This is a genomic window from Streptomyces sp. NPDC006140, assembly GCF_040628815.1.
Lineage (GTDB): Bacteria > Actinomycetota > Actinomycetes > Streptomycetales > Streptomycetaceae > Streptomyces.
Genome location: NZ_JBEXTS010000010.1, coordinates 62,905 through 88,743, shown reverse-complemented (window position 1 = coordinate 88,743; position 25,839 = coordinate 62,905). Strand labels below are relative to the sequence as shown.

General features: G+C 72.8%; 25 protein-coding genes. 13 read left to right on the top strand and 12 right to left on the bottom strand.

Going from position 1 to position 25,839, the window contains the following annotated elements; all coding sequences use genetic code 11:
- The first annotated feature begins 120 nt into the window (after positions 1-120).
- The gene (locus tag ABZ386_RS24965) at positions 121-1,722 is read left to right on the top strand and encodes an alpha/beta hydrolase (protein WP_358965893.1); all 1,602 of its coding nucleotides are present in this window, start codon (positions 121-123) and stop codon (positions 1,720-1,722) included.
- 266 nt (positions 1,723-1,988) lie between these two features.
- Here ABZ386_RS24965 and ABZ386_RS24960 read toward each other — a convergent pair whose 3' ends face one another.
- Both ABZ386_RS24960 and ABZ386_RS24955 read right to left on the bottom strand, forming a co-directional pair.
- Positions 1,989-2,570: a hypothetical protein gene (locus tag ABZ386_RS24960; protein ID WP_351338703.1), complete on the bottom strand. Its 582-nt coding sequence runs from the start codon at positions 2,568-2,570 to the stop codon at positions 1,989-1,991.
- A 109-nt stretch (positions 2,571-2,679) separates the two neighbouring features.
- Positions 2,680-3,882: a helix-turn-helix domain-containing protein gene (locus ABZ386_RS24955; protein WP_358965891.1), complete on the bottom strand. Its 1,203-nt coding sequence runs from the start codon at positions 3,880-3,882 to the stop codon at positions 2,680-2,682.
- Between the two features lie 80 nt (positions 3,883-3,962).
- Here ABZ386_RS24955 and ABZ386_RS24950 point away from each other — a divergent pair, with 80 nt between their 5' ends.
- The 3 genes from ABZ386_RS24950 to ABZ386_RS24940 all read left to right on the top strand — a co-directional run bounded on the left by ABZ386_RS24950 (position 3,963) and on the right by ABZ386_RS24940 (position 6,570).
- On the top strand, positions 3,963-4,631 hold the full coding sequence (locus tag ABZ386_RS24950; protein ID WP_351338709.1) for an HAD family hydrolase: 669 nt from the start codon (positions 3,963-3,965) through the stop codon (positions 4,629-4,631).
- An 82-nt stretch (positions 4,632-4,713) separates the two neighbouring features.
- Positions 4,714-5,256: a flavoprotein gene (locus ABZ386_RS24945; protein WP_356616612.1), complete on the top strand. Its 543-nt coding sequence runs from the start codon at positions 4,714-4,716 to the stop codon at positions 5,254-5,256.
- Positions 5,257-5,442: 186 nt separating this feature from the next.
- Positions 5,443-6,570 (top strand): class I SAM-dependent methyltransferase, encoded by a 1,128-nt coding sequence (locus tag ABZ386_RS24940; RefSeq protein WP_358965889.1) that lies wholly within the window; start codon positions 5,443-5,445, stop codon positions 6,568-6,570.
- A gap of 5 nt (positions 6,571-6,575) precedes the next feature.
- Here the strand turns inward: ABZ386_RS24940 and ABZ386_RS24935 are convergent, their stop codons facing one another.
- The 4 genes from ABZ386_RS24935 to ABZ386_RS24920 form a co-directional block, all read right to left on the bottom strand.
- Complete coding sequence (locus tag ABZ386_RS24935) at positions 6,576-7,178, bottom strand: flavin reductase family protein (RefSeq protein WP_358966078.1); 603 nt, start codon at positions 7,176-7,178, stop codon at positions 6,576-6,578.
- A gap of 57 nt (positions 7,179-7,235) precedes the next feature.
- Entirely contained in the window at positions 7,236-8,162 is a 927-nt protein-coding gene (locus ABZ386_RS24930) for an enoyl-CoA hydratase-related protein (RefSeq protein WP_358965887.1), read from the bottom strand.
- Positions 8,162-10,387 (bottom strand): acetate--CoA ligase family protein, encoded by a 2,226-nt coding sequence (locus ABZ386_RS24925; RefSeq protein WP_358965885.1) that lies wholly within the window; start codon positions 10,385-10,387, stop codon positions 8,162-8,164. The genes ABZ386_RS24930 and ABZ386_RS24925 overlap by 1 nt, the downstream gene beginning before the upstream one ends.
- 202 nt (positions 10,388-10,589) lie before the next feature.
- On the bottom strand, positions 10,590-11,795 hold the full coding sequence (locus ABZ386_RS24920; RefSeq protein WP_355715177.1) for an NAD(P)/FAD-dependent oxidoreductase: 1,206 nt from the start codon (positions 11,793-11,795) through the stop codon (positions 10,590-10,592).
- Between the two features lie 270 nt (positions 11,796-12,065).
- Here ABZ386_RS24920 and ABZ386_RS24915 point away from each other — a divergent pair, with 270 nt between their 5' ends.
- The 4 genes from ABZ386_RS24915 to ABZ386_RS24900 all read left to right on the top strand — a co-directional run bounded on the left by ABZ386_RS24915 (position 12,066) and on the right by ABZ386_RS24900 (position 14,489).
- Positions 12,066-12,518, top strand: a complete 453-nt coding sequence (locus tag ABZ386_RS24915) for a DoxX family protein (RefSeq protein WP_351338727.1) — start codon at positions 12,066-12,068, stop codon at positions 12,516-12,518.
- Positions 12,515-12,934: a Zn-ribbon domain-containing OB-fold protein gene (locus ABZ386_RS24910; RefSeq protein WP_351338730.1), complete on the top strand. Its 420-nt coding sequence runs from the start codon at positions 12,515-12,517 to the stop codon at positions 12,932-12,934. The genes ABZ386_RS24915 and ABZ386_RS24910 overlap by 4 nt, the downstream gene beginning before the upstream one ends.
- A 31-nt stretch (positions 12,935-12,965) precedes the next feature.
- Positions 12,966-13,568 carry a GNAT family N-acetyltransferase gene (locus ABZ386_RS24905; RefSeq protein ID WP_351338733.1) on the top strand — a complete coding sequence of 201 codons (603 nt, stop codon included), beginning with the start codon at positions 12,966-12,968 and terminating at the stop codon, positions 13,566-13,568.
- Positions 13,569-13,631: 63 nt separating this feature from the next.
- A complete protein-coding gene (locus ABZ386_RS24900) occupies positions 13,632-14,489 on the top strand; it encodes a GNAT family N-acetyltransferase (protein ID WP_358965884.1) in 858 nt (285 codons plus the stop codon).
- Between the two features lie 21 nt (positions 14,490-14,510).
- Here ABZ386_RS24900 and ABZ386_RS24895 read toward each other — a convergent pair whose 3' ends face one another.
- The 4 genes from ABZ386_RS24895 to ABZ386_RS24880 form a co-directional block, all read right to left on the bottom strand.
- Positions 14,511-15,137 carry an NAD(P)-binding domain-containing protein gene (locus ABZ386_RS24895; protein ID WP_351338739.1) on the bottom strand — a complete coding sequence of 209 codons (627 nt, stop codon included), beginning with the start codon at positions 15,135-15,137 and terminating at the stop codon, positions 14,511-14,513.
- Positions 15,138-15,246: 109 nt separating this feature from the next.
- Positions 15,247-15,915, bottom strand: a complete 669-nt coding sequence (locus ABZ386_RS24890) for a pyridoxal 5'-phosphate synthase (protein WP_356669417.1) — start codon at positions 15,913-15,915, stop codon at positions 15,247-15,249.
- 36 nt (positions 15,916-15,951) lie between these two features.
- Entirely contained in the window at positions 15,952-16,377 is a 426-nt protein-coding gene (locus tag ABZ386_RS24885) for a pyridoxamine 5'-phosphate oxidase family protein (protein ID WP_355715194.1), read from the bottom strand.
- 99 nt (positions 16,378-16,476) lie between these two features.
- Positions 16,477-17,376: an MBL fold metallo-hydrolase gene (locus ABZ386_RS24880; protein WP_358965882.1), complete on the bottom strand. Its 900-nt coding sequence runs from the start codon at positions 17,374-17,376 to the stop codon at positions 16,477-16,479.
- Positions 17,377-17,658: 282 nt separating this feature from the next.
- Between ABZ386_RS24880 and ABZ386_RS24875 the strand changes: the two genes are divergently transcribed.
- Positions 17,659-18,672: a hypothetical protein gene (locus ABZ386_RS24875; RefSeq protein WP_356669415.1), complete on the top strand. Its 1,014-nt coding sequence runs from the start codon at positions 17,659-17,661 to the stop codon at positions 18,670-18,672.
- Positions 18,673-18,699: 27 nt separating this feature from the next.
- Here the strand turns inward: ABZ386_RS24875 and ABZ386_RS24870 are convergent, their stop codons facing one another.
- On the bottom strand, positions 18,700-19,869 hold the full coding sequence (locus tag ABZ386_RS24870) for an acetyl-CoA acetyltransferase (RefSeq protein ID WP_358965880.1): 1,170 nt from the start codon (positions 19,867-19,869) through the stop codon (positions 18,700-18,702).
- Between the two features lie 105 nt (positions 19,870-19,974).
- Here ABZ386_RS24870 and ABZ386_RS24865 point away from each other — a divergent pair, with 105 nt between their 5' ends.
- Together ABZ386_RS24865 and ABZ386_RS24860 are read left to right on the top strand one after the other, a co-directional pair.
- Positions 19,975-21,156 (top strand): acyl-CoA dehydrogenase family protein, encoded by a 1,182-nt coding sequence (locus tag ABZ386_RS24865; protein ID WP_351338754.1) that lies wholly within the window; start codon positions 19,975-19,977, stop codon positions 21,154-21,156.
- Positions 21,153-21,623: a nitroreductase family deazaflavin-dependent oxidoreductase gene (locus ABZ386_RS24860; RefSeq protein WP_351338757.1), complete on the top strand. Its 471-nt coding sequence runs from the start codon at positions 21,153-21,155 to the stop codon at positions 21,621-21,623. The genes ABZ386_RS24865 and ABZ386_RS24860 overlap by 4 nt, the downstream gene beginning before the upstream one ends.
- Before the next feature lie 82 nt (positions 21,624-21,705).
- On the opposite strand, the gene ABZ386_RS24855 is transcribed toward ABZ386_RS24860, so the two are convergent.
- Positions 21,706-22,353, bottom strand: coding sequence for a TetR family transcriptional regulator (locus ABZ386_RS24855; RefSeq protein WP_232840509.1), 648 nt, complete (start codon positions 22,351-22,353; stop codon positions 21,706-21,708).
- 122 nt (positions 22,354-22,475) lie between these two features.
- On the opposite strand from ABZ386_RS24855, the gene ABZ386_RS24850 reads away from it, so the two are divergent.
- Positions 22,476-23,198 carry a VOC family protein gene (locus tag ABZ386_RS24850; RefSeq protein ID WP_356500266.1) on the top strand — a complete coding sequence of 241 codons (723 nt, stop codon included), beginning with the start codon at positions 22,476-22,478 and terminating at the stop codon, positions 23,196-23,198.
- 192 nt (positions 23,199-23,390) lie between these two features.
- A complete protein-coding gene (locus ABZ386_RS24845) occupies positions 23,391-25,775 on the top strand; it encodes a serine/threonine-protein kinase (protein WP_358965878.1) in 2,385 nt (794 codons plus the stop codon).
- The last annotated feature ends 64 nt before the right edge of the window (positions 25,776-25,839 follow it).

The window sequence follows — 25,839 nt, the reverse complement described above, 5'->3', positions numbered from 1 at the left end:
CCGACCCGGAAAAGGCCCTGACCAGGGCACCACACGGGCAACTGTGCGCCTAACGTGACGACGGTGCCCCCGGCCGGGTCTGTACGCCTGACACAACCGCTCTCTGCAGGAGGAGGATCCATGCCGTCAAGGGGCAGATCCGCACTGCGGCGCATCGCCGCGCGCGGCACGGCCATGGCTGTGGGAACCGTCATGGTCATGGGGACTGGCACGGCCGTGGGGGCTGCCTCGGCTTTGGGGGCTGCCTCGGCTGTGGGGGTCGCTACTGCCGTGGAAGCCACTACTGCCGTGGGGACCACCACTGCCGCCGTCACTGGCCTCGCCACCGCTCCCGCCGCTCCCGCCGCCCGTGCGGCGCCGTCTGCCACCGAAGCCCTGCACTGGGCACCGTGTGCCGGGTCGGCAGAGCCGGGAGCCGAGTGCGCCACTCTTTCGGTGCCGGTCGACTGGGCCCGCCCGGCCGGGCCGAGACTCGACCTGGCCGTGGCCCGCCGCAAGGCCACCGACCCCGGCGCGCGCGTCGGCTCGATGGTGTTCGGCCCGGGCGGGCCGGGCGACTCGGGGGTGGAGATGGTGACGCGCTGGATCAGCCGCTTCAGCCCCGAAGTCCGCCGCCGCTTCGACATCGTCAGCTTCGACCCGCGCGGCGTGGGCGGCAGCAACCCGGTGACCTGCTCCCGCGACCTGCTTGCCGAGCGGCCGTCACCGCAGCTGAAGAGCCAGGCGGACTTCGACGCCACCATGGCGTACAACAGGCGGCTCCGAGCGGACTGCCGGGCCCGTACCGGCCCGGTGTTCGACCACCTGGACACCGGCCAGACGGTCCGGGACCTGGATGCCCTCCGGGCCGCCCTGGGCGAGCGGAAACTGACCTTCCACGGCAGCTCGTACGGCACACTGCTCGGCGCGCAGTACGCCGAGACGTACCCGCGCCGCGTGCGCGCGATGGTGCTGGAGAGCGTCATGGACCACAGCGTCCCGACCAGCCGTGACTTCCTGCGGTCCACGGCGGTCACGGCCGAGGACTCGTTCCGGGAGTTCGTGAAGTGGTGCGACGGCGCCGCGGGCTGCGCGCTGCACGGCCGCGACGTCCGCACCGTCTGGCAGGGCCTGTTGGCCCGGGCCGGGCGCGGCGAGCTGGCGGACCCGGTGAAGCCGGGCACCCCGCTGTCGTCTTCGGACCTGGTCAACAAGATCGCGTTCCGGAAGCTCTACGGCGCCGACCACGCGGGCCTGGCCACGGCGATCGCGGGGATGGACGCGAGCGAGCCGCTGCCCGCGTCGCCCACCTCGCCGGCGCCGCTGCCCCCGGCCACGCCGGTCTTCTGCTCGGACTGGCACCTGCCCGTGCGCGACCACCAGGAGTACGCCTCGCTCGTCGCCATGATGAACAGGGTCGCGCCAGACCTGCCTTACCTGCTGCCGATCCACATGGTGGCGGCGTGTCTGGGCGCGCCGACCGCCAACCCGCAGCACCGCCTGGACGCACAGGGCGCCCCGCCGATCCTGCTGTCCAACGCGCTGCACGACCCCGCCACCGGCTACCCGTGGGCGGTCTCGGTGGCCCGCCAGCTCGGCCGCAGCGGTGTGCTCCTCACCTACGAGGGCCACGGACACGGCAGCGTCACCAGCGGCCCGTGCATGGAGCACACCGTGGACAGCTACCTCACCGACCTGCGGGTCCCGCCACGGGGGACCAGCTGCCCTGCGGTGCCGTCCTGACAGTTCGCTTCAAGTCGGTGGTTCACTCGGTCGGGGTTCCTGGAGAGGCCCGATGCGGTCGGCTCGGCGTGCTGCGCGGAGTTCCTTGAGCAGCCGGTCGTCGGTCTCACAGGGAAGGTTCAGGTTCACGCCCTCGTCGTCCATGGCCCGGCATGTCGCGCAGGCGAGAAAGTGCTCTGCCAAGCGCACGAACGCGGCCGTCCTGGGAGGTACTTCCCCCTGCTCCTGGGTGCCGTCGGTGCAAGCGACCGGCTGCGGACCCGCGCTCACTCTTTCGGCTCCGTACTCATGCAGTGCCGAGCGGCGGCGATCAGCCGGGCTGCCTTCAAGGGCCTGCACAGCGTCGCATCCGATTCCATCGGCACCGACCAGTAAGGGGCGCGAGCAGGGGTGCGTACCAGGGCGTCCACCCTCGGCACCCCCAGGAAGCTGCCGAGGCCAAGGCAGTCCACATCCAATGCACGCCAGTCGTCGACCGCCTGGCTCCACGTCCTCGGCATGCCGGCGGGTACCAGCGCGTAGTACCGGAGGAACTGCGGATCACAGATGACCGGGCCGCCGTCGAGGGCCTGCTGCATGAAGTCGTCCAGATCGAGGGCCTCGGCACTGCCCGTCAGGGCGACCACGAGACACCGCGGGATCCGTACAGCGGAGAACCTCGTGCCGAGTGGGAGCAGTGCCACCCCGTGCTGCTCCCATTCCAGCCGGGCCCGGTCGCGACCTGGCGGCGGCAGTGCAGCCAGCAGCCAGTGCTCTGCCGCCGATCGCCGTTCCGAGGCGGGGTGTACGAGCATGCCGGGATCAGCTACGACAGGCTCAAGGACTCGACGGCGGTGGTTGCTCGGCATGCTCGTAGCTCCCCGGTCATGTGTCGTCGCTCTCACACACGTGACCGTAGGCACGCCCAAGGGGGCTGAACCGAGCTGACAGTTCGGGTGGGCCACAGGCTCGGCGGCTCTACACGAGACCCATCCTCAGCGCCAGTTGCTCCGCTTGGCGCGCGTGCATCGCCCGCGCTCGGCGGATCACCGTCAGCACCAGCTGTCGTGCGAGCGGCGTGCGAGCGAGGTCCTGCGGCGCGATCGCCTCCAGGCTGAGGAGGGCCAGCAGCGCCGCGGCGTCGTCTCGGCGCTGGCTGTGACACGCCGCCACCTCCAGACCGAAGGTGAACTTTCGCTCCAGCGACGGCAGCCCCTTCGTGTCGATGGCGTCCGCAGTGTGCAGTGCCTCACCGGTCTCACCGGCCTCCATCTCGATGGAGACGGCGTGCAATGCCACGTTCGTCGGACCGAAAACGGTCCATGCGAGGTTGCTGTCGTCGGACACGGCGCGGGCTGCGGGCGCTGCGTGCCGCGTCAGTCGGTCGCGCGCCTCCCACCATCGACGCCGGCGGGCGGCAGCCACGACCGCCACGAGCTGGAGAGCACCGGTCATCGCCACCCGGCCGGTCTCGGGCATCCGCGCTGCCGCTACCCGCTCGGCGGCGCACAGCGCCACCTCCTCCGCCTCGGCAGGCTGACCGGCAGCGAGCAGCGCATGTCCGAGGTTCCACTGAGCGGCGGCGATGCGCAGCGGGTCGTCGGCGTCCTCTGCGGCACGCATCGCCCGGTCGGCGGCGACGACAGCCAGATCGACACGGCCACTGCGCCGAAGGTAGGAGCGGAGCAGGCAGTACAGATCCGCGGCGGCGCGCAGCAGGGCACGTCGTTCGCCCGGTTCGTTTCCGGCGCGGGTGGTGCGCACCGCGTGTTCCATGTCGGCGACGAGGCTCGGCAGTGTTCCGGCTGCCTTGCTGAACCGGTCAGGGCTGGTCTGCCAGCTCTGCCATGCGGCTGTCACCCGGTCCCGCAAGACGCTCGCCGGCGGGGGGTCGGTGGTGTGTGCAGGACCGTAGCCGAGTAATGCCCGGCCCACCGAGGTCTCGGCGGTATCAGCCGCCTTCTCCTCGGTGGGCGGCTGCTCGGAGAGCAGTGCCGCGGTCGGAACACCCAGTTCCTGGGCGAGCGCGTACAGGATCGGCAACGACGGGACCCTCAGGCCACGTTCGATCTGGGACAGGTAGTCCGGGGTGATGCCGACCAGGCCGGCGACCGCGTCCTGACGGCGACCGCCGCGGAAGTGCCTGATCCTGTCCCCGATGGGGAGGTCCGCTGCAACCATGCGCCCACTCCTCGCTCCTTGCTTCTCAGCGTAGGGTGCCCGCTGCGTGGGGACGCGGGGTTCGTGGAGAGGAGGCGCTGGTGCCGGAGCTGGTGCTGTGGGACATCGACCATACGCTGATGGCGACGCGGGGGCTCGGCCGTGAACTGTGGGGCGAGGCGTTCGAGCGGGTGACGGGCGTGGCGTTGCGGGAGCAGGCGTCGGTCACCGGGTCGACGGAGCGGGTGATCCTCCGTGAGACCGCGCGCCTGCATGACATCCCGTACAGCAGCGGCCTGTTCCTGCGGTTCGCTGACGCCCTCGGGTCCCTGCACGTCCGCCGCGCGGCTGAGCTGCGCGAACGGGGGCACGCGCTGCCCGGCGCCACGGCCGTGCTCGCGGCACTCGAGGCCCGGGGCGCGCGGCAGACGGTGGTGACCGGCAATGTCAGGCAGGCCGCCGAAGTGAAGCTCGCCGTGTTCGGCCTGGACGCATACCTGGATCTCGACGATGGCGCATACGCCGAGAACGGTGAAGGCCGCCCCGAGCTGCTGCGCGCCGCCCTCAAGCGGTCGGCGGTGTCCCCACGGGACGCGGTATTCCTCGGGGACACACCCGCTGATGTCGCAGGAGGACGGGAGGCGGGTGTCCGCGTGGTGGCGGTCGCCACGGGGCGAGCTTCGGCGAACGACCTGCGCGCGGCCGGTGCCCATGCCGTGCTGGAGGGGTTGTCGGATACTGACGAGGTCCTCGCTGCGATCGGTGCGTGACCCGGCGGGGGGCGCCGGTTGTTCGTCCTCTCCGACCAGGTTGGTAGTTGCGTGCGCCGGCCGAAGGCAGTGGACTCCGGGCATGACGAAGCCAGTCCTGTACCTGATCGCCTGCGCCGCAGGGCCTGCCCAGTACATCGACGTCGGCGTGCGTGCCGCCCAGGCCGAGGGATGGGACGTGTGTCTGATCCTCACTCCGGCTGCGGCGAGTTGGTGGGAGCCGCGCATGCGGGAACTCGTCGACCTGACGGGGCATCCGGTGCGGTCGCGGTACAAGCTGCCCTGGGAGAAGGACCAGTTGCCGAAGGCGGACGCGATGCTGGTGGCGCCGATGTCGTGCACGACGCTGAACAAGTGGGGTGCGGGGATCACGGACACCCTGGCCATCGGTATTCCGTCGGAAGCGGTGCACATGGGTGTGCCCGTGGCCGCGATGCCGTACTTCAATCAGGCGCAGGGCGCGCAGCCTGCGGTGGCGCGTTCGATCGCTGTGCTGCGCGAGCAAGGTGTTCTCGTTCTCGACGGCCGGGACGGGTACGAGTCGCATCCTCCGAAGCGAGGGAGGCCTGAGGCGTATCCCTGGGGGAAGGCACTAGCGGCTGTTCGGCGTCGGGGTGGCGTCTGATCGGTGCGCAGCCGGATGGGGTGGGCGGGGGCGGGTTCGGCCTATGCTGGCGGCCAGGGGGTTCCCCTGGGCTCAGCTACCTCGCTGTCTCGGAAGGTTCTTTGATGACACTCGGCATGGTCCTCGGTGACGTGGTCGTCGTGACTTCGCGCGTTCGTTCACGTTCCGCCTTCCGAGGAGTCTGCCGTGTCCACGATCCACTGGATCGAGGCTCAACGCCGTTCCGCCCGCTGGCATTCTGAGTCCGGGCTGCCCCTGCCCCGCCGGGTCGTCGTCGCCGATGACCGGATGCGGGCCGACGTCGCCTTCCGTCTGGCCTGTGAGGGCACCGCGCTGTTGTGGCGCGGGGATTTCCACAACGCCCGGCAGTTGCTGCGGGCGATGGACCGTCGTGTCGGTCGTGGCGCGCCCGGTGCGGCGCGGACTCCGGCCGAGACCTTCCGTCTGCAACGTCGGTACCGTGCCCACCGTGCCCGCGTGCTCGGCAAGTTGATCGTCCTGCTGGAGGACCACACCCTGGCCCTGCGCCGGGCGCCCGATGTGCGGCGGGCGTGTGACGAGGCGTACGGGGTGGCCGACGGGCCTGTCGCCGTCGCGCTCACGGAGCTGCTGGGGGTGGTCAGTGCCCGGCAGTGGCGGGAGAAGGGCGTGCACGTCCCGGCCTTGGAGGCGCGGATCCACCCGCACTACGGGGTGTTCGCCCCGACGCGGAGTGAGTACGTCGATCTGGTCGCCCGGGCGCCGTTGCCGGGTGGCGGTGGCGTGCGTACGGCGTTCGACCTGGGGACGGGCACCGGCGTGCTCGCCGCCGTGCTGGCCCGACGGGGGGTGGAGCGGGTCGTGGCGACGGACGTCAGCGCGCGGGCACGGGCCTGTGCTGCGGACAACGTACGGCGGTTGGGGCTGGGCCGGACGGTCCGCGTCACCGGGCCCGGCCTGTATCCGGAAGGGCGTGCCCGGCTCGTCGTCTGCAACCCGCCCTGGATCCCCGGCCGGCCCGCCTCCGATCTCGACCTCGGCGTCTACGACGCGGGCGGCGGCATGCTCCGGGGCTTCCTCGACGGGCTCGCCGGACGGCTGGAACCCGGCGGTGAGGGCTGGCTCGTGCTGTCCGACCTGGCCGAGCGGCTCGGGTTGCGCAGTCGGGAGGCGTTGCTCACCGCCGTCGAAGGGGCGGGGTTGTGCGTGGTCGACCGGATGGATACGCGTCCGCGGCATCCGCGCGTGCGGGATGGCGTGCGGGGCTCCGACGATCCGTTGCATGCCGTGCGGGCCGCCGAAGTGACGTCCCTGTGGCGGCTGGCCGTCGCCTGACCGGGTCAGTCCGTCAGCCGTGTGAAGCGCCCTCGGTGGAAGAGCAGCGGTCCCTCCGGATCGTCGTCGCCCGTGCCGAGGGCGTTCACCCGGCCGACCACGATCAGGTGGTCGCCGCCTGTGTGGACGGCGTGGATCGCGCAGTCGATCCAGGCGACGGCGCCCGACAGGCGCGGTGAGCCCGACACCGGCGCCGCGTCGTACGCCACGCCCGCGAACTTGTCCGCGCCGCTCACCGCGAAGGCCCGGCACAGTTCGGCCTGGTGCGCGGCCAGGACGTTGACGCAGAAGACGCCGGCCCGGGCGATGCGCGGCCAGGTCGTCGACGTGCGGCCGACCATGAAGGCGACCAGGGGCGGATCGAGGGAGAGGGAGGTGAAGGACTGGCAGGCGAAGCCGGCGGGGGAGGCGCCGACGGTGGCCGGTGGTGCCGTGACAACGGCCACGCCCGTCGCGAAGTTCCCGAGGACCCGGCGGAACTCCCGGGCGTCCAGGGGAGCGCGCTCGTCGTCGGCGACGCACCGCAGTTCGGGGCGCGGCAGCGGGTCGACGGGCTCCGGGGCGGTGGTGCGGACCGACCTGAGGTAGCGGACGGCGGCTTCGGCCATCCCTGCTTGTCCCATCACACCACCCATTGAAGCTGACGGTGTGTCAGATAGGAAGGGTCAGCGGCCCCGGTACTCCGGTGTCCTCCGCTCCACGAAGCTCCGTACGCCCTCCTGCGCGTCCGCCGTCGTCATGTTGATCTCCTGGGCGGCGGCCTCCGCGGCGAAGGCGGTGGCGCGGTCGGAGTCGAGGGAGGCGTTGACGAGCTGCTTGGTCAGGGCGAGGGAACGGGTCGGGCCGCAGGCGAGGCGCTCGGCCCAGGCACGGGCCGTCGTGTCCAGGTCGGCGTCCGGCACGACCCGGTTGACCAGCCCGAGGCGTTCGGCGTCCACCGCGCTGAGCGCTTCCCCGAAGAACATCAGCTCCTTGGCGCGCTGCGGGCCGACCAGGCGGGGGAGCAGGTAGGCGCCGCCCGCGTCGGGGACCAGGCCGCGCCGTGCGAACACCTCGATGAAGCGGGCGGACTCGGCCGCGAGGACCAGGTCGCAGGCGAACGCGAGGTGCGCGCCGAGCCCGGCCGCCGTGCCGTTGATCGCCGCGATCACCGGCTTCTCGCAGTCCAGCACGGCAGCGATCAGCCGCTGGGCGCCGGTGCGCAGGGTGCGTGCGACATCCCCGGCGATCCGCTCGCCCGCGCCGGCGCCTGTCCCGGCACCTGTCCCGACACCCGTGCCCCGCAGGTCCGCGCCCGCGCAGAAACCGCGGCCCGTGCCCGTGAGCACCACGGCCCGGACGGCGGGGTCGGCGGAGGCGCCGGACAGCAGCTGGATGAGGCGTTCGCGCTGGTCCGGGGTGAGGGCGTTCAGGGCCTCGGGCCGGTTGAGGGTGACGGTGAGGACGTGACCGCCGGTGGTGTGCAGCACCTCGGACGGCACCTCGGAGGGCGCCTCGGAGGGCGCCTCGGAGGGCGCCTCGGAGGGCACCTCGGACGGCGCCTCGGAGGGCGCCTCGGACGGCGCCTCGGACCGCACCTCGGGCCGCGTCATCAGCCGCACACCGCCAGCGCGTCCAGCGCCACCGCGCCCTGCCCCTGCGGCAGCACCATCAGCGGGTTGATGTCCAGCTCCGCGAGCCGGTCGCCGAGTTCCAGCGCCATGCGCTGCACGCGCAGGACGACCTCGACGAGCGCGTCCCGGTCCGCCGGCGGCCGCCCCCGGACCCCGTCGAGCAGGGCCCGCCCGCGCAGCCCGGCGAGCATGTCCCGCGCCTGCTCCTCCCCGAAGGGCGGCACTCCTACGACGGTGTCGCGCAGCACCTCGACCAGGACGCCGCCGAGCCCGACGGTCACGGTCGGGCCGAACAGCTCGTCCTGGGTGACTCCGACGACCATCTCGACGCCCTGCTCGACCATCTGGCAGACGAGGACGCCGTCCAGCGAGACGCCCTCGTAGCGGGCGATGTCGGTCAGCTCCCGGTAGGCGTCGCGGACCTGGCTGGCCGAGGTCAGTCCGATCTTCACCAGGCCCAGCTCGGTCTTGTGGGCGATCCGGGCGCCCGAGGCCTTCATGACGACCGGGTAGCCCACGAGCCCGGCCGCGCGCACGGCGGCCGCGGCGCTGGTCACCAACTGCTCGCGCGGCACGCGGATGCCGTACGCCCGCAGCAGCTGCTTCGCCGCGTGCTCGCTCAGCTGCTGTCCGGGCCGCAGGAGCGCCTGCGCCTTGCGGTAGGACGGCGAGGGGGTGCGCGGGGCCTCGTCGAAGGGGGAGCGGTAGCCGGTCGTGAAGCGGTGGTGGGCGAGGTGGGCGCGGACGGCCGTGAGGCAGTTGCCGACCGTGCGGAAGGTGGCGACGCGCGAGGAGCCGAGCAGCACCTCGCGGTAGGCGGGCTCGGTGCCGACCGGCGAGCCCCACACCACGCACACCAGCTTGTCCGTCCGCTCGGCCGCGTCGGCCAGGTCCCGGACGAGCCGGTCGCTGAGCGGCGGGAACGGTCCGGTGATCGGGCAGATGAGCACGCCCACCTCGGGGTCGTCGAGGAGTGTGTCGATGATCTTCCGTCCGCGCTCGTCCCCGACCGGATGCCCGCCGTTGTCCACGGGGTTGGCGACGCTCAGGTACTCGGGTATCCACTGGTGCAGCTCGGCCTGCCTGGCCTCGGACAGCACGGGCAGCCGCAGGCCCGCCTCGGTCGCCAGGTCGGCGACGTGCGCGCCCGTACCGCCCGAGATCGAGTAGACGACGACGCCGTCGGCGCGCGGCGGGTGCGCCCGGGCCAGCAGGGCCGCCGTGTCCTGGAGTTCGTCGAGGCCGTCGACACGGATCACGCCGAACTGCCGGAACGCCGCGTCCACCACCGCGTCCGCGCCGGTCAGCTTGCCGGTGTGGGAGGCGGCCGTGCGGGCGCCGGTCTCGGTGCGGCCGACCTTGACCGCGACGACCGGCACGCCGCGCCGGGCGGCCCGGTCGGCGGCGAGCAGGAAGGAGCGGCCGTCCTTCAGCCCTTCCAGGTAGCAGGCGATGGCGCCGACCTCGGGCTGCTCGGCGAAGTAGGAGAGGAAGTCGGCGGTCTCCAGGTCGGCCTCGTTGCCGGTGGGCGCCCAGTGGGAGAGGCGGATGCCGAGTTCCTGCAGGGCGAAGACGGGGCGGCCCTGGTGGCCGGACTGGGTGATCAGCGCGATCGCGGGCCCTTCGAGGTCGTCGCGGAACCGCTCGAAGGCGTTGAGGTTGGTGTTGGGCCCCAGCAGCCGCAGCCCGGACCGCTCGACGGCGGCGGCCAGTCGCCGCTGGGCCTCCTCCCCGGCCGGGCCGGTCTCGGCGAACCCGGAGGCGAAGACGACGGCGAACCGCGCCTCGGCCTCGGCCAGTTCCTCGACCACCGGCAGGGGATCACCGACGAGCACGACGGCCAGGTCGACCCGCTCGGGCAGGTCGGCCACGGAAGGAACGCAGGGGACGCCGAAGACGGCCGGCCGGCTCGGGTGCACGGGGTGCAGCCGGGCCCCGACCCGCTGGGCCCAGTCGGCGAGTTGCCGGGTGATGCCGCTGTGGGGCCGCCCCTCGGCGTCCGAGGCGCCGATCACGGCGACGGAGTGGGGGCGGAAGAAGCGGTCCAGATCGGGGACTTCGGCGTGCAGCGGGCGCCCGCTGACGTCGAGGTCGCCCACCTGGGCCGGCCTGCCGTGCACGGCGGGCCCGGACCGCTCGCCGCAGGCGATGGCCCGGGCGCGGCGGGAGTCGGTGGTGAGAGTGCCGTGGGTCGATCCAAGCATCGCTCCGCCCGCTCCTGTGAGACAGCCGTTAACTGACGCTCTGTCAGATTATCCGAATCGGCAGCATGTCAGGAATGGCCGGGAGCGGGCGAAGTTGCCGCTGGTCCGGGAGATCGTCGCGGCCCTTGTTCCCGTGAGAAGGCACCGAGGGCGGCATCGCCGGGCTGCGGACCGGCAGCGAGCGCCGGGCACGTCGGACGGGCTAGCCCGGGAGCCGGGACACCCTGCCCGAGTCGTCCCGGGCGATGGCCTTCGCGATCCGTACCGCGTCGATCGCCAGCTCGCGGAGATTGCCGCTGATGGGGTTGGTGAAGCCGGTGAAGTACAGGCCGGGGGCGGTCTTCGGGCTGCGGGCGCCGTGGGCGACGGGCCTGCCGCGTGCGTCGAGCACGCCGAGGTCGCCGACCAGGCCCTCCAGGGCGCGGACGTAGCCGGTGGCGGCGATCACGGCGTCCGGGGAGATCCGGGTGCCGTCGGCGAGGAGGATCTTGCCGCCGTCCTCGAAGCCGTCGACGGCGGCCACGATCTCCACCCTGCCCTTGCGCACGGCGTCGATCAGACCGACGTCCTGCACCGGGATCGCCCCCTGCTTGACCCTGGTGTACAGGCCCGTGTCGGGGCGCGGCAGTCCGTGGGCCGACAGGTCGGGCAGGGCCACCCTGGCCTGCACCCGGCTGAGGCGGTCGACGAGGCCGACCGGCAGCCGGCGGACGAGGATGCCGCTGTACTGGGCCGCCCAGCCGGCGGTCGAGCGGCGCACGATGTGCGGGACGGTACGCACGGCCAGCCGGACCCGGGAGGCACCGTTCTCGACCAGGTCCACGGCGATCTCGGCACCGGTGTTGCCGACGCCGACGACGAGGACGTCCCGGCCGGCGTAGGGCTTGCCGTTGCGGTACTCGCCGGCGTGCAGGAACTCCCCGGTGAAGGCGGAGCGGCCGGGCCAGTCCGGCACGCGGGGCGTGTGGTTGTAGCCGGTCGCCACGACCACCGCGGCGCCGGTCAGCTCACGGCCGCCGGTGGCGTGCAGCAGCCAGCCCGTGCCGTCGGGCGCGCGCTCGACGCGGGACACCTCGACGCCGGTGACGATCTCCAGGCGGTGGTGCTCGGCGTACTTCTCCAGGTACCGCACGACGTCGTCCCGGGACACCCACCGCCCGAACCGGCGCGGCATCGGCAGTCCCGGCAGGGCCGACAGGCGGCGGGTGGTGTGCAGGTGCAGCCGGTCGTAGTGGCGGCGCCAGGACGCCCCGACACGGTCGGACTTCTCCAGGACGACGGCCCGTATGCCCCGGGCGCGCAGCGCGTACGCGGCGGCGAGTCCGCCGGGGCCGCCGCCGATGACGTAGACGGGGCGGTCGGGTGAGGTGTGCGCGGAGGCGTGTGTGGGGGGAGTGGAGTCGGCCATGAGCGGGAGCGTAATCACGCCCCCGATTGATGGGTCTCGGTCAAGACCGGAATTGGTTTCGGATTGATCACGGCTGTAGGGGGAGGGGGTGGGGATGGTGGCGTACCGGGCCCGGTTGTGGCGAGCCGGTGATCATTCCTGACGCCGGGGTTCCCCGGTTCCCGGGTTCCCGGGTTCCCGGGTTCCGGGGGTTCCCGGGGCTTGTTGCGCCGCCCGTATCTGACGTACCGTCAGATCCCGATGTCGGGCGGCGGCAGCACGGGAGCACCCATGGACTCGATCTGGCTCACCGGAGCGGAATGGCTGGCCGTGCTGCGGATCGGGCTCGGGCTGTGGTGGCTGGAGAGCTGGCGGCACAAGGACCGCACGGCCTGGTTCGAACGCGGTACCGGCATCGCGTGGGCGGCCGGGATCGCCGCCGAGCACCGCTGGAGCGCGGTCCGTTCGGGCTTCCGGGTGGCCGTCGCGCCGCGCCCGCGCGTGATGGCGTACGTCGTCGTCTACGCGGAACTCGCGCTCGGGCTGGGCCTGATCACCGGGTTCCTGACGCCGGTCGCCCTGGCCGGGGGGTTCCTGCTCAACGCCCTCTACTTCACGCTCATGATCCACGACGTCGCCGAGCAGGGGCAGAACTCGATGATGGCGCTGATGTCGGTGGTCGGACTGTTCGGGATGTCGTGGCAGACGTGGTCGCTGGACAGCGCGCTGGGACTGTTCCGATGACCGGCCGCCACGACCTGCCCGAGACCGACCCGTTCACCCGGACGTACTGGGACGCGGCCGCCGAGGGCAGACTGCTGATCCGCCGCTGCCGGGCCTGCGGCCGGGCCCACCACTACCCGCGCGAGTTCTGCCCGCACTGCTGGAGCGAGGACGTCACCTGGGAGACGGCGAGCGGCCGGGCCACGCTCTACACGTGGTCCGTCGTCCACCGCAACGACCTGCCGCCCTTCACGGACCGCACGCCGTACGCCGCCGCCGTGGTGGAACTGGCCGAGGGGCCGCGGATGATGACGGAAGTGGTGGGGGCGGAGGACGGCCTACGGGCCGGGGACCTGTCGGCCGGGGCCGAACTGGAGGTGACGTTCCGGGAAGGGATCCCGGTCTTCCGGACCGTACCGGGGACGACAGGCACGTGAACCGCACAGCCCCAAGCGCTTGAATGACCCCATGGCCCCCATACGCGACCACTCCCTCACCGGCCCTTCCCCGGAACTCCACGGCCACGGTCTGCGCCTGCGCCCCTGGGACGCCGGGTCCGGCTCCGACGTCGACACCTGGCTGCGCGGCCTGCGGGATCCGGAGTTCCGCCGCTGGAACACCCCGCTGCGGCCGGTCACCGACCGCAGGAGTGCCCGGGAGTCGCTCCTCGCGCGGGAGCAGAGCGCCGCGGAGGGCACGTCGCTGTCGTTCCGGATCGCCGACGCGCACAGCGACACGGCGCTGGGCCACATCGGCGTCAACGAGATCAAGTACCACCTGAAGGTCGCCCGCGTCGGCTACTGGGTGCTCCCCGAGGCCCGCGGCCAGGGCGTCGCCACCCGGGCCCTCCTGCTCGCCGCCCGCTGGGCGTTCGCCGAACTGGGCCTGCACCGCCTGGAGCTGGACCACGCGGTCGGCCACGACGTCTCGTGCCGGATCGCGGAGCGCTGCGGCTTCCCCTACGAGGGCACCCTGCGCGGGTCGATCTTCCAGCAGGACCGGAACGACGCGTTCCGTGACGCCCACCTGCACGCCCGGCTGTCGACGGATCCGGAGCCGGAGTATCCCTGAACGGCTGTGCCATGGGCCGGAAAACCCCCGGCGCCGGGCCCAGGGTCGACGGCAGGATGAGGCATGGACACCGGCACCTGGCACTTCACCCGAGACCTCGATGCCTTCCTCGCCCGCGCGGACGCCTTCCTCCGCTCCCGGCCGGCGCTGCACACCGTCCCGCTGACCGTCACGGAGACGCTGCGCAGGCGCGGACCGCTCGTCTACGGCGACGAGCCACCGGAGTTCGGTGTGCTGGAGCGCGACGGGGCGGCCCGGGCGGCCCTCTTCCGCACGCCGCCGCACTGGCTGAACCTCACCGCCCTCACCGCCGAGGAGGCCGTCGCCCTCGCCGCGCGACTGGCCGCCCTCGGACAGCGCCTGCCCGGCGTGAACGCCGACGACGCCACCGCCGCCGCCTTCACCGAGGCCTGGCGGCGGCACACGGGCGTCACCGCGACGCTCCGGCAGCGGCAACGCCTCTACCGGCTCGGCACCCTGACCGTGCCCGGGCCCGTGCCGCCCGGCGGTCCGCGTGTCGCCGGCGCGTCGGACCGCGAGCGACTCATCCGCTGGCACGACGAGTTCGGCGAGGCCGTCGGCCTGGGCACGGTCCGGGACTCCGCCGAGTGGGCGGACGCCCGGATCGAGAGCGGCGGCATCACCTTCTGGGAGACCCCCGACGGCACCCCCGTCGCCATGGCCGGCACCAGCCCCCGGGTCGCCGGCCAGGTGCGCGTCGCCCCGGTCTACACCCCGTCCCGCTTCCGCGGCCGGGGTTACGCCGGTGCCGTGACGGCCGAGGTCAGCCGCGCCGCCCTCGCCGCCGGGGCGAAGGAGGTGCTCCTCTTCACGGACCTGGCGAACCCGACCAGCAACGGCCTGTACCAGCGGATCGGGTACCGGCCGGTCGCGGACTTCGCGGTGTACGACTTCTCGTAGGCGTAGGCGTAGGCGTAGGCGTCAGGCAGCGGGGCCGGGGACGACCTTGATGTTGAACGTGTGGGACCCCAGCCCGTTGGCGATGCCCATGAAGAGCAGGGCGAAGTGCTCCTGGCCGCGTGCCGTGGTGATGCCGCCGATGTCCAGCTGGGACGACTCGGGCCAGCCGAGGTCGGTGAGCAGCCGGCCGACCGTGCGTTTGGCCTCGGCGTCGTCGCCGGAGAGGAAGACGGTGCTCGGGCCGTCCAGGGCGTCCGGGGCGATCATCGCGGTCGCGTCCATGGTGCACAGCGTCTTGACGACGGGGGTCCGCGGGAAGGCCTGCTGGATCTGCTCGGCCAGGCTGCTGTTGGGGTGCGAGAGCTCGGTGTAGTCGTCGGAGAGGCCGACGCCCACGTCGATGAGCACGGTGCCGGCCAGCGCCGGTGCCCCGAGGGAGCGGAGCAGGTCCAGGGAGACGGTCCCCGGGGTGGCGTTCACCAGCACCTCGGCGTGTGCCGCTGTCTCGCTCAGGCCCGCCACGGGCAGCCCCAGGCCGGTCCGCTCAGCGGGCCGGCGGGAACCGAGAAGTACGTCGTGTCCGGCCGCGCTCCAGCCCTGGGCCAGTGCGCGGGCGACATTTCCGGTGCCGAGTAATCCGATTCGCATGCTGTGACGCTAACCGGCGTCAGGGGGCCCTCGGATCGGGCTGCGGGCCCAGCCGCGACGGCACCAAAGGCGTAGTCCCGAAGTCGGCCGTCCGCGTACGCCGACGCCCTCACGGCCACAGCAGCTCCCGCGACCAGTCCTCCTCCCCCTCACGCCGGTAGCGCAGCCGGACGTGCCGTCGGCGCTCGTCGCCCTGGAAGAACTCCACCTCCTCGGCCCGCAGCCGGTACAGCGTCCAGGACGGCACCGGCGTCTCCGGCTCGCGCGCCGCCCGCTCCCACGCCGACTGCGAGGCCCGGGCCAGGTCGTCCAGCGACTCCAGGACCTCGCTCTGCCTCCCGGTCAGCGCCGCCGCCAGCGCACCCGTCGAGCGGGCGTGGAGGTCGCCCTGGGACTCCTCGGAGGGCGCGGCCGAGACGGGGCCGCGCACCCGGACCTGGCGGCCCAGCACCGGCCAGTAGAAGCCGAGCGCGGCGTACGGGCGGGCGGCGAGGTGACGGCCCTTGCGGCTGCCCGCGTGGGACGCGAAGGACCAGCCCGTCTCGTCGGCGCCGTGCAGCATCACGATCCGTACGTCGGGCAGTCCCGACTCGTCCGAGGTCGCCAGGGACATGGTGTGCGGCTCGGACTGCCCGGCCGCCACCGCCGCAGCGAACCACTCGGTGAAGAGGGGCAGGGGAGCGGCGGGGGCGGTGGCCGGGTCGAGGGGCGGGAGGTGCGTGGTCTCCGGGTCCCAGACCCGCAGTGACCTCAGCAGCTCGTGAAGATCGGTTGCCATGCCCCGATTGTCACCGGTGGCGGGGACGCCCCGGGCTCACACCTGCCCGAGGTCCGACGACACCCACCGCTCCGGCCGCATGCGCAGCACCAGTTGCTCACCGTGGTTCTTCCAGGAGAAGTCCACGTAGCCGTCGACCTTCTCGGCCGGCAGGTAGCGCGCCGAGAGCTCGCGGAGCCGGTCGAGGGTGGCGGGGGAGGTGTCGACGACCGGGCCTTCGACCGACACGTAGCGGATGGTCGGTTCGAGCCGGTCCACCATCAGCGAGAACCGGCCCGCCGCGTTGATCAGCTCGTACTTGCGGGAGTCGAGGCCGGTCATGATCCAGATGTCGCCGCCGGGCTCGTACTGGTACCAGATCGGCACCGTGAGCGGGGCCCGGCCCGGCCCCGCGTCGACCGCGAGCGCGGCGATGTGCGGCTCGGCCAGGAACTGTTCACGCTCTTCGCGGGTCAGGGCCATTGCGGTCTCCTTCGGAACGGGGCGGTCGGCGTGCGGAGCATCACAACGCCCTTGCGGGGGCCGGGTGTTCCCCGGCTCACCGGTTCCGTCCGGTTCCGTTCACCAGCGGACCGCCGTGAAGTCGACCGGCCGGGGCCGCAGCCGCCGGGTCCGTTCCGCCAGGGACCGCAGCCGCCCGGACATCTCGTCCACGGGCAGACGGCGCCGGTCGCCGTGGCCCGGCAGCAGCCACTCGAAGCGCAGTTGCCCGGCGACCCTGGCCAGGGAGCGGGCCAGTTCCTCGACGGAGTGCCAGGTCACGCTCTCCGCCACTTCCAGGTCGCCGGTCGTGCGCGACCAGTAGAAGCTGTCGCCGCTGAAGCAGTACCGGTCGTCCGCCAGGTAGAGCACGGAGCCCCGGGTGTGGCCGGGCAGCGGATACGCGGTGACGCCGTCGCCGATCTCCAGCGGCTCCAGCCCGCGCAGCACGCGGTCGGCGTCCGGCGCGGCGTCCAGGTCGCCTTCGTGGATCCACAGCCGGGCGCCGAAGTGGTCCGCGTAGCGGCGGCCGTGCGCGGCGTGGTCGCGGTGGGTGAGCAGGACGTCCGTGACGGGGCCGCCGGCCGCCTCGTAGCGTGCCGCGAGGTCGCGGCTCCAGCGCGGGGTGTCGATCATCATGGCGGTGCCGGACGGGCGTGGGAGCAGGTAGGAGTTGGCTCCGGCCGTGTGGGCGGAGTTGTGGCCGCACAGCAGCACGCCGTCGTCGAGGGGCATCGGGAACGGGTCCGCCGACGCGTCCGGCCGGCCCGACCCCGAGCGGATGGAGCGGCTGGGGCGGGCGAAGCGGATCGACCGGGTCGGGCAGGCGAACGCGGCCGCGTGTAACCGCCGTTCCTCCGCCGCGTCCACCGGCTGCCGCAGAACCCGCGACCGCCCTTCCCACTCCCCGATCAGCCCGGGCGCGAGCTGCCGGGCCGCGTCACAGTTGATGCAGCGGTCGTCCACGAACCAGCCGTCCATGACAGGGCTCCTTCACACAGGGGGGAAGCGACCCGGACCAAGGGGCCACCGCACCAGAGTCCCCACCCACCACCCGAACGGGAAGCCCCTGCCGATCTTGTGCTTTGCTCCCTGGGCCGATCTCCGGACCAGACACCCGTCGACGACCTACAATTTCACGATTTCCCGCCCTTTTTCGAAGTCAGCGTCTCAAAAGGGGAGTGGAATCCTGTTCCTGATCAGGCTCGAAGACGGAACAACCGTGACTCCGCCGAGCGCCAAGGCCGATCCGCGAGGTGTTCTGTGATCACGACGTTGCCGGTTGGCAGCTGGTCCTGGGAGACCATGACCCACCGGCCGGACGACAACCCTGTCGCGCGATGTGTGCGGCAGACGCTCGATTCATGGACGGTGCTGCGTTCTCTCGGCCTTGCCGATGGCGACGCCCAGGCAGACATCACCGCGCTCGGCACGAGTGAGGGCACGACCCTGACAGCCCTGAAGAGGGTGCACGTATCGGCTGCGCGCATCGCGCAAGGCAGCGAACTCTCGGAGGAACTGCAGTCTCTGGATCCGTCACAGGTCAAGGTGGTGACGATCGATATGACCACACCCGGAACCTACCTACGCGACGGAAAAGCCTGTCACGCCCAGAAGGTGTTCGCGCTGTCCGTGGACGCATGGACGGGTGGTGCCGGGACAGTGACCCTCGACACCTTCTCCGATGTCTGGCTGTCCCATGATGCGCGCGGACACAAGCAGACCGAAGTGCGGCGGGAGAACGCTCCTCGACTGGCATCCGCGCTCGCAGGGATTTCCAGGATCACTCGGTCTCAGATCGTTCCCGCGGACCCCCGGACGTACGGAGTTCCGACCGTGGACGGTTTCGAGGACTTCCCGGACGACGATGCAGATCTGCTGGACTTTTGGTACATGCTCGAAGTGCCGCGCAGAACGAGGTGGCTCCTGAATCAGCTGCCGTCCGGATCGGAGCATTTCGAAGCTTGTACCGAGTCGCCGGTGACGTTCGTCGAGGTGGTGGCCGGCAGCCGCGTCATCGGCTATCTGTGGGCAGCTGACAACGATGACGCCGCAGGGTACGAGCCGCGCACTCCTGCCGGGGACATCGCCGTGGAAGCGGGTACGGCGTGGCTGACGCGTCTGAGCGACGCGAAACAGCGTGGTTTGTCCCCGGCCGAGGCACTGCGCGAACTCTCGGCGCGGCAGGGCGACTCGCGGGCGGGGACTGTCGTGGCCGGCTCGCTGCGCAGGGCCGCCTCACTGGAAGATCTGCAAGATCTCTCAGGCCGAGAGTAGAGGCGCAGCCTCGATCGCACCCGCACCTCACCCCACCCCCAACACCACCGTCCCCGAAGAGCAGAACCAGCCCCCCGTGCCCGAGGCGACGGCCAGTCGTGGCAAGGTTCCGTCACCGCGTCGCACCTGCCGGTCCCCGCACTCCCCGCGGAGCTGGCGTACCGCCTCCACCAGCAGGAACAGCCCGCGCATCCCGGGGTGCTGGGCGGACAGTCCGCCGCCGTCGGTGTTCACCGGCAGGGTGCCGCCCTCGACCCGCAGCCGGCCCTTCTCCACGAACGCCCCGCCCTCGCCCTTGGCGCAGAAGCCGAGGTCCTCCAGGGTCACCAGGGTCATGTAGGTGAACGCGTCGTAGATCTCGGCGAAGTCGACCTCCGACGGCCGCACCCCGGCCCGCGCGAACGCCAGTCGCCCGCTCACCGCCGCCGGCGACACCGTGAAGTCCGGCCACTCGGACATCGCCGCGTGCGAGACGGACTCCCCGCTCCCCAGCACCCACACCGGCGAGGTACGGCAGTCCCGTACGTACTCCTCCGCCGCCAGCAGCACCGCCGCCCCGCCGTCGGAGCGGAGGCAGCAGTGCAGCTTGGTGAAGGGGTCGGCGATCATGGGGCCGCTCGCCACATCGTCCACGGTGATCGGGTCCCGGAACATCGCCTCCGGGTTCAGGGCCGCGTTGGTCCGGGCCTGTACCGCCACCTCCGCGAGCTGCTCGATCGTCGTGCCGTACTCGATCATGTGGCGGCGGGCCGCCATGGCGTACTTCGCGATCAGGGTGTGGCCGTAGGGGACTTCGAACTGCAGGGGGCCGCGTGTGCCGAAGGACAGCGTTCCAGTGCGGCGGCCCGCCCTGATGTCCGCCCGGGCCGTGGAGCCGTAGGCGAGCAGCACCACGCGCGCGTGCCCGGCCGCGATGGCGTCCGCCGCGTGGGCCGCCATGACCTCCCAGGTGGCGCCGCCGACCGAGGTGGAGTCGACCCAGGTGGGGCGCAGTCCCAGGTATTCGGCGACCTCGACGGGGGCGAGCGTGCCCAGGCCCGCCGAGGCGAAGCCGTCGACCAGCGAGCGGTCCAGGCCCGCGTCGGCCAGGGCGCGGCGGGCCGCCTGGGCGTGCAGGGCGTACGGGGTCGCGTCGTCCACACGGCCGCAGTCCGAGAGGGCCACGCCGACGACGGCCACTTTCCTCCGGACCACCATGAATCTGACGGTACATCAGATAACGCCGTCGGGGGGAGGGCCGGGGCTCTGGGAATCCCCGGCCCTCCGCCCTAATATGACGCACCGTCAGATACGGAGGTGGCCATGGACGTCCGCTTCACCGCCGAACAGGACGAGATCCGCCGCACCCTGCGCGACCTGCTCCGCAAGCGGTGCGGCCCCGCGGAGCTGCGGGCCGCCGTCGACACCCCGGCCGGACACGACCCGGCCCTGTGGGCCGCCCTCGCCGAACAGCTCGGCCTGCCCGGCCTCGCCCTCCCCGAGACCTACGGCGGTGTCGGCTGCTCGGTGACGGAGCTGGCCCTGGCCTGCGAGGAGACGGGCCGGGTGCTCGCCCCCTCCCCGCTGCTCGCCACGGCCGTCCTCACCGCCCCGCTGCTGCTCGCCCTCGGCACCGACGCCCAGCGGGCCGCCCTGCTCCCGCGCATCGCCTCCGGCGCGCTGACCGCCGCCCTCGCCGTACCGGGGCCCGCCCTCGCCACCGCCCTCGCGCTCACCGGCCACGACCCGGGCGGGGGCTGGGCGGGCGGCGGACGGGCCGGGGGCGTGCAGGCCCGGCGGACGGCGGGCGGCTGGCGGCTGTACGGGCAGGCCGACCAGGTCCTCGACGGGCACAGCGCGGGGCTCCTCGTGGTCGCCGCGCACGCCGGCGGGTTCGCCCGGTCCCGTGTCCTGCTCTTCCTCGTCCCCGGTGACGCGGCCGGCCTCACCCGCGTACGGCGGACCGCGCTGGACGCCACCCGGCCGCAGGCCCGCGTCCAGCTCCGCGATGTGGAAGCCGAGTTGCTGGGCCGGGACGGCGATGACGTGCCCGCCGCCCTCGCCCGGGTCGGCGACACCGCCGCCGCCTGTCTCGCCGCCGAGGCCGTGGGGGCCGCCGACCGGGTGCTGGAGCGGACCGTGGAGTACGTACGGCAGCGCGAGCAGTTCGGGCGGCCGATCGGCTCCTTCCAGGCGGTCAAGCACCGGCTGGCCGACGTGTACGTCCAGGTGCAGGCGGCCCGCTCGGCGGCGTACTACGCGGCCTGGGCCACCACCCAGGGCGAGGCGGTCGGCGGGACGGCCCTGGCCCAGGCGCTCCAGGCCCTGCGCGAGGCCACCGCCGAGGGGATCCAGTCGCACGGCGGCATCGGTTTCACCTGGGAACACGAGGCCCACCTGTACTTCAAGCGCGCCACGGGCGACGAACTGCTCCTCGGGCCGGTGCACCGGCTGCGGGCGCACGCCGCCGACGTGGCGCACGTCTTCGAGGAGGCCGGCCGATGAGGGGCGCGCGGATCGTGCAGAAGGTGTCCTCCACCCGGGGTTTCGCGCGGGTGGCGCCGTACGTCGTCCCGGCCCTCGACCGGGCCGTGCACCGGCTCACCCGCGGAAAGGTGCTGCTCAGCGCTCAGCTGCTGCCGGGCGTGGTGCTGACCTCGACCGGGGCGAGGAGCGGGCAGCCGCGTCGTACGCCCCTGGCCTGCGTGCCGGAGGACGGCGGGCGCGGCTGGATCCTGGTCGGCTCCAACTTCGGGCGGCCGGGGCACCCCGCCTGGAGCCACAACCTGCTCGCCCACCCGGAGGCCGAGATCAACTGGAAGGGCCGGGACATCCCCGTCACGGCCCGGCTCCTGGAGGGCGAGGAGCGGGCGACGGCCTGGCAGGCGGTGCTGGCGTTCTGGCCGCCGTACGCGGCGTACCAGGCGCGGGTGGAGCGCGAGATCAGGGTGTTCCGGCTCGCGCGGCGGTGAAAAGCGACAGGCGGCAGTCCACCCGGGTGGACCACCGCCTGCCAGACAGGACTTGGGTAAGGGAGAAGGCCGTCGCGAGCGGCTACTTCGTCGGCTTTCTGCCGGTGACGCCCAGGTGCACCAACAGCGCGAGGTTCGGCTTCAGTTCGGCCTGCTTCACGCCCCAGGAGGAGAAGCCCTTCTGGTGCGAGGCGACCGCCGCGAGCATCGCGACCAGCGAACCGGCGACCGCCGCCGGGTTCACGTCCTTGTCGACCCGGCCCTTGGCCTGGAGCTCGGCGACGGCGTCCGCGAGGGAGTTGTTCACCGAGTTGAGGATCTTCATGCGGAGCTTGTAGAAGCGCTTGTCGCCCTCGGCGGCGCCGAGGTCCACGACCCGGAGGATCGCGTCGTTCTTGCGCCAGAACTCCAGGAACCCGTCGACGAGTTCCTGCGCCGTCTGCCAGCCGGCCTTCCCGGCCCAGGAGCGGCCCTCCAGCAGCTCGGTCAACGACGCGCCCTCGGTCGCCATTTGCTCGGCGATCTCCAGGACGGCGCCCTCGACGTCCGGGAAGTACTGGTAGAAGGTCGCGGGCGAAGTGCCCGCCTTCCGGGCGACATCGATGACTTTGACGTCCCGGTACGGGGAGGAGCTGAGCATCTCGCTGAGGCAGTCGAGCAGCTTCTGCCGGGTCGCCTGCCCACGCCTACCGGCCACGCGGCCGTCGACGGTACGCACTTGTCCTGTCATGCCGTCAGCTTACCGAGGCGTGATCGGGGCGCGATTCGGCCGACTGCAAATGGGGTGTAAGGGAGTGCGGGGGCTGGTGTGCCTGGTCTGCGGGGTGCGGCCTTCACGGTTACGTTGGCGACATGGCCGAAAACAGGGCATCGGTGTACGCAGAGGGCGTCCCCTGCTGGGTGGACGCGCAGCTTCCCGACGTGGCGGCGGGCAAGCGGTTCTACGGCGAACTTTTCGGGTGGACCTTCGAGGACTGGTTCGGCCCCTTCACGCGGGCGCTGAAGGACGGCGAACCCGTGGCCGCGCTGGTCCGCAAGATGGACGGCCGGCTGCCCACCGTGTGGACGGTGTACTTCGCCACCCCGGACGCCCTGGCCCTGGCCCGGCGGATCCGGGCGGCCGGCGGGCAGATCGTCTCGGCGCCGGTACCGGCCGGCGACCTGGGCGTCACCGCGCTCGTCACCGACCCCGACGGGGCCGTCTTCGCTCTGTGGCAGCCGGGCGGGCACCCCGGCTTCGGCAGGCGGCACGAGCCGGGCACCTTCGCCTGGGCGCAGTTGTACGCCCGGGACACCGAGGCGGCCAACGCCTTCTACGGCGATCTCTTCCAGGAGGCCCTGTTCGGCCCCGAGGCCGAGCCCGACTTCGGCCGCGCCCCGGTCTCCGACGTCTTCCCGGCCGAGATGCCGCCCCACTTCCTCGTCCACTTCGCCGTCGCGGACGTACCGGCCGCGCTGGAGGACGTCACCCGGCTCGGCGGCCGGATCCAGGCCCCGCCCTTCGAGACGTCGTACGGCACGGTCGCCGTCGTCACCGATGATCAGGGGGCGTCGTTCGCGCTGCTGCACCGCTGAGCAGGCACCCTATGGTCATCTTTTGTCCCTCTATAGGGCGAGACACCCCAATGGTCACCGGGTTCGCCACCAGGGCTCCGGCCAGGAAGAATCGGGGTGCGTGCCGCCATGGCGGTGCGGTGGTGAGACGCTGCACGGGGTCGCGTGGAACATGTGGCTTGGCGCGGCTCGTACGGGGAGGTGGCAGGCAGAGTGGTGGATCAGCTGACGCAGCACGATCCGCGGCGGATCGGGCCGTTCGAGGTGCTGGGACGGCTGGGTGCCGGCGGCATGGGGCTGGTCTATCTCGCGCGCTCGGCGTCCGGCCGGCGCGTGGCGATCAAGACCGTCCGGACGGAGCTGGCCGAGGACCAGCTGTTCCGGGTGCGTTTCACCCGTGAGGTGGAGGCGGCCCGGGCCGTCTCCGGCTTCTACACGGCCGCCGTCGTGGACGCCGACCCGCGTGCCGCCGTGCCGTGGCTGGCCACCGCGTACGTTCCCGCGCCCTCCCTGGAAGAGATAGTGAACGACTGCGGGCCGCTGCCGGCCCAGGCGGTGCGCTGGCTCGCGGCGGGCGTGGCCGAGGCGCTCCAGTCGATCCACGGGGCCGGTCTGGTGCACCGGGACCTGAAACCGTCGAACGTCCTGGTCGTCGAGGACGGCCCCCGGGTGATCGACTTCGGTATCGCGTCCGGCGTTTCGAACACGCGTTTGACGATGACGAACGTGGCCGTCGGCACGCCCGCCTACATGTCCCCCGAGCAGGCCAAGGACTCCCGCAGCGTCACCGGCGCGAGCGACGTCTTCTCCCTCGGCTCCATGCTGGTCTTCGCCGCCACCGGCCACCCGCCCTTCCACGGCGCCAACCCGGTCGAGACGGTCTTCATGCTGCTGCGCGAGGGCCCGGACCTCGAAGGGCTCCCGGACGAGCTGCGCCCGCTCATCGAGTCCTGCATGCAGATGGACCCCACGGCCCGCCCCAACCCGGCCGACCTCCAGGCACAGCTGGCCCCGCACCTCTTCGGCTCCGGCTCGGACGACAGCGGCACGGCCTCCGCGTGGCTGCCCGAGCGGGCGGTGGCCCTGATCGAGTCCCGCCGCAACGGCCGCCCGGCCGGCAAGCCCGCCGCAGGCTCCGGCCGCAGCGGCGGCGGCCGCCCCGCCCCGGGCCCCGCGCCCATCCCGCCCCCGCCCTCGCACGACCCCGTCGTCCCGGCGCCCGCGCCGGTGCCCGCCCCCATCGGCGGCCCCGACACCGGCCCCGTACGGCTGGCCGGCGCCCAGGTGCCCATCGGCCCGGGCCCGCGCGTCGCCGACGTCCGGGCCGCCGCCGTCAAGGCGCCCCCTCCGGAGGCCGCCCTCGCCGCCTCCTGGTCCAAGCCCCGCCCCGGCGTCAACGGCACCGACCCCGCCGTGGGCCCCGCCGTCGCCGCGCCCCCGGCCCCGGCCGCGCCGCCCGAGCAGCCCGGCGGCTGGCGCCCCTGGCGCTTCCGCATGTCCAACGACGTCTGGGGCACCCCCGCCGTCGACGGTGACCTCGTCTACGTCACCTCCTTCGAGGTGCACGCCCTGGACGTGGCCACCGGCCGGCGCCGCTTCAAGACCCGGGACGTCGCCTGGTCCATGGCCGTCTCGGACGGCCGGATCCACGCCTCCGACGGCCCCACCCTGTTCGCCCTGGACGCCCGCGAGGGCGCCGACCTGTGGCGCCTGCAGACGGACGCCTGGGTCTACTCGCTCAAGGCCGGCCGCGGCACCGTCGTCACCGGCACCCGGGGCGGCGGAGTCCAGGGCTGGGAGGCCTCCGGCGGCCAGAAGCTCTGGGAGATCACCGGCTGCCAGACCGACTTCGAGTCCCCCGAGGCCGGACCCGCCCTGCACGACGGCACGGTCTACGTGTGGCAGGACGCCCGGCTGCGCGCCCTGGACGCCCGCACCGGCGACGAGCGCTGGTCGTACCCGATCGGCGACGCGGCCTCCTGCGGCGGTGTCCCGGTCCGGATCGCCCCGGCGACCGACGGGTACGTGTACGTCTGCGCCGGCACCCGCGTCCTCGCCCTGGACGTGGCGGCCGGGCATGTGAAGTGGCACTTCGAGGCCCCGGCCGTGTTCCTCTCCCCGCCCACCTTCGTCCCGGGCCCGGCCGTCACCGGCGGCGGCATCTACCTGGCCGACTACCTCGGCACGGTCTACGCCCTCGACGCCACCGACGGCCGTGACCGCTGGCGCATCGCCACGGAGTCCCGTGCCTCCGTCGAGCCGGTCCTGGTCGCCGCCGGGCACGTCCACGTGGGCAGCGGCAAGGGCCTCTACACCCTGGACGCGGTCACCGGCACGCCCAAGTGGCGCTTCCAGGCGGGCGGCGACATCGTGGGCGCCCCCTCGGTGGCCGAGGGCCGTATCCACTTCGGCTCCACCGACCACCTGCTCTACACCCTGAAGGCCGACGACGGCCGGCTGCGCTGGAAGCTCGCCACCGGCGGCGAGATCACCGGCTCCCCGGTCGTCCGGGACGGGGTGGTGTACGCGTGCAGCAAGGACCGCTGCGTGTACGCGCTGGACGCGGAGAAGGGCACGGGCACGGCACGCACCGCCTGACCCGCCCGAGACGGCCGTCGCACGGCGTACGGAAGGGGCTCCGGACGGCGGCCGCCGCTTGGGG

Excerpts from the sequence above, each read along its gene's own strand:
- ABZ386_RS24965 (WP_358965893.1), top strand. The coding sequence starts at position 121 with ATGCCGTCAAGGGGCAGATCCGCACTGCGGCGCATCGCCGCGCGCGGC.
- ABZ386_RS24960 (WP_351338703.1), bottom strand. The coding sequence starts at position 2,570 with ATGCCGAGCAACCACCGCCGTCGAGTCCTTGAGCCTGTCGTAGCTGAT.
- ABZ386_RS24955 (WP_358965891.1), bottom strand. The coding sequence starts at position 3,882 with ATGGTTGCAGCGGACCTCCCCATCGGGGACAGGATCAGGCACTTCCGC.
- ABZ386_RS24945 (WP_356616612.1), top strand. The coding sequence starts at position 4,714 with ATGACGAAGCCAGTCCTGTACCTGATCGCCTGCGCCGCAGGGCCTGCC.
- ABZ386_RS24935 (WP_358966078.1), bottom strand. The coding sequence starts at position 7,178 with ATGGCCGAAGCCGCCGTCCGCTACCTCAGGTCGGTCCGCACCACCGCC.
- ABZ386_RS24930 (WP_358965887.1), bottom strand. The coding sequence starts at position 8,162 with ATGACGCGGCCCGAGGTGCGGTCCGAGGCGCCGTCCGAGGCGCCCTCC.
- ABZ386_RS24925 (WP_358965885.1), bottom strand. The coding sequence starts at position 10,387 with ATGCTTGGATCGACCCACGGCACTCTCACCACCGACTCCCGCCGCGCC.
- ABZ386_RS24920 (WP_355715177.1), bottom strand. The coding sequence starts at position 11,795 with ATGGCCGACTCCACTCCCCCCACACACGCCTCCGCGCACACCTCACCC.
- ABZ386_RS24915 (WP_351338727.1), top strand. The coding sequence starts at position 12,066 with ATGGACTCGATCTGGCTCACCGGAGCGGAATGGCTGGCCGTGCTGCGG.
- ABZ386_RS24910 (WP_351338730.1), top strand. The coding sequence starts at position 12,515 with ATGACCGGCCGCCACGACCTGCCCGAGACCGACCCGTTCACCCGGACG.
- ABZ386_RS24905 (WP_351338733.1), top strand. The coding sequence starts at position 12,966 with ATGGCCCCCATACGCGACCACTCCCTCACCGGCCCTTCCCCGGAACTC.
- ABZ386_RS24900 (WP_358965884.1), top strand. The coding sequence starts at position 13,632 with ATGGACACCGGCACCTGGCACTTCACCCGAGACCTCGATGCCTTCCTC.
- ABZ386_RS24895 (WP_351338739.1), bottom strand. The coding sequence starts at position 15,137 with ATGCGAATCGGATTACTCGGCACCGGAAATGTCGCCCGCGCACTGGCC.
- ABZ386_RS24890 (WP_356669417.1), bottom strand. The coding sequence starts at position 15,915 with ATGGCAACCGATCTTCACGAGCTGCTGAGGTCACTGCGGGTCTGGGAC.
- ABZ386_RS24885 (WP_355715194.1), bottom strand. The coding sequence starts at position 16,377 with ATGGCCCTGACCCGCGAAGAGCGTGAACAGTTCCTGGCCGAGCCGCAC.
- ABZ386_RS24880 (WP_358965882.1), bottom strand. The coding sequence starts at position 17,376 with ATGGACGGCTGGTTCGTGGACGACCGCTGCATCAACTGTGACGCGGCC.
- ABZ386_RS24870 (WP_358965880.1), bottom strand. The coding sequence starts at position 19,869 with ATGGTGGTCCGGAGGAAAGTGGCCGTCGTCGGCGTGGCCCTCTCGGAC.
- ABZ386_RS24865 (WP_351338754.1), top strand. The coding sequence starts at position 19,975 with ATGGACGTCCGCTTCACCGCCGAACAGGACGAGATCCGCCGCACCCTG.
- ABZ386_RS24860 (WP_351338757.1), top strand. The coding sequence starts at position 21,153 with ATGAGGGGCGCGCGGATCGTGCAGAAGGTGTCCTCCACCCGGGGTTTC.
- ABZ386_RS24855 (WP_232840509.1), bottom strand. The coding sequence starts at position 22,353 with ATGACAGGACAAGTGCGTACCGTCGACGGCCGCGTGGCCGGTAGGCGT.
- ABZ386_RS24850 (WP_356500266.1), top strand. The coding sequence starts at position 22,476 with ATGGCCGAAAACAGGGCATCGGTGTACGCAGAGGGCGTCCCCTGCTGG.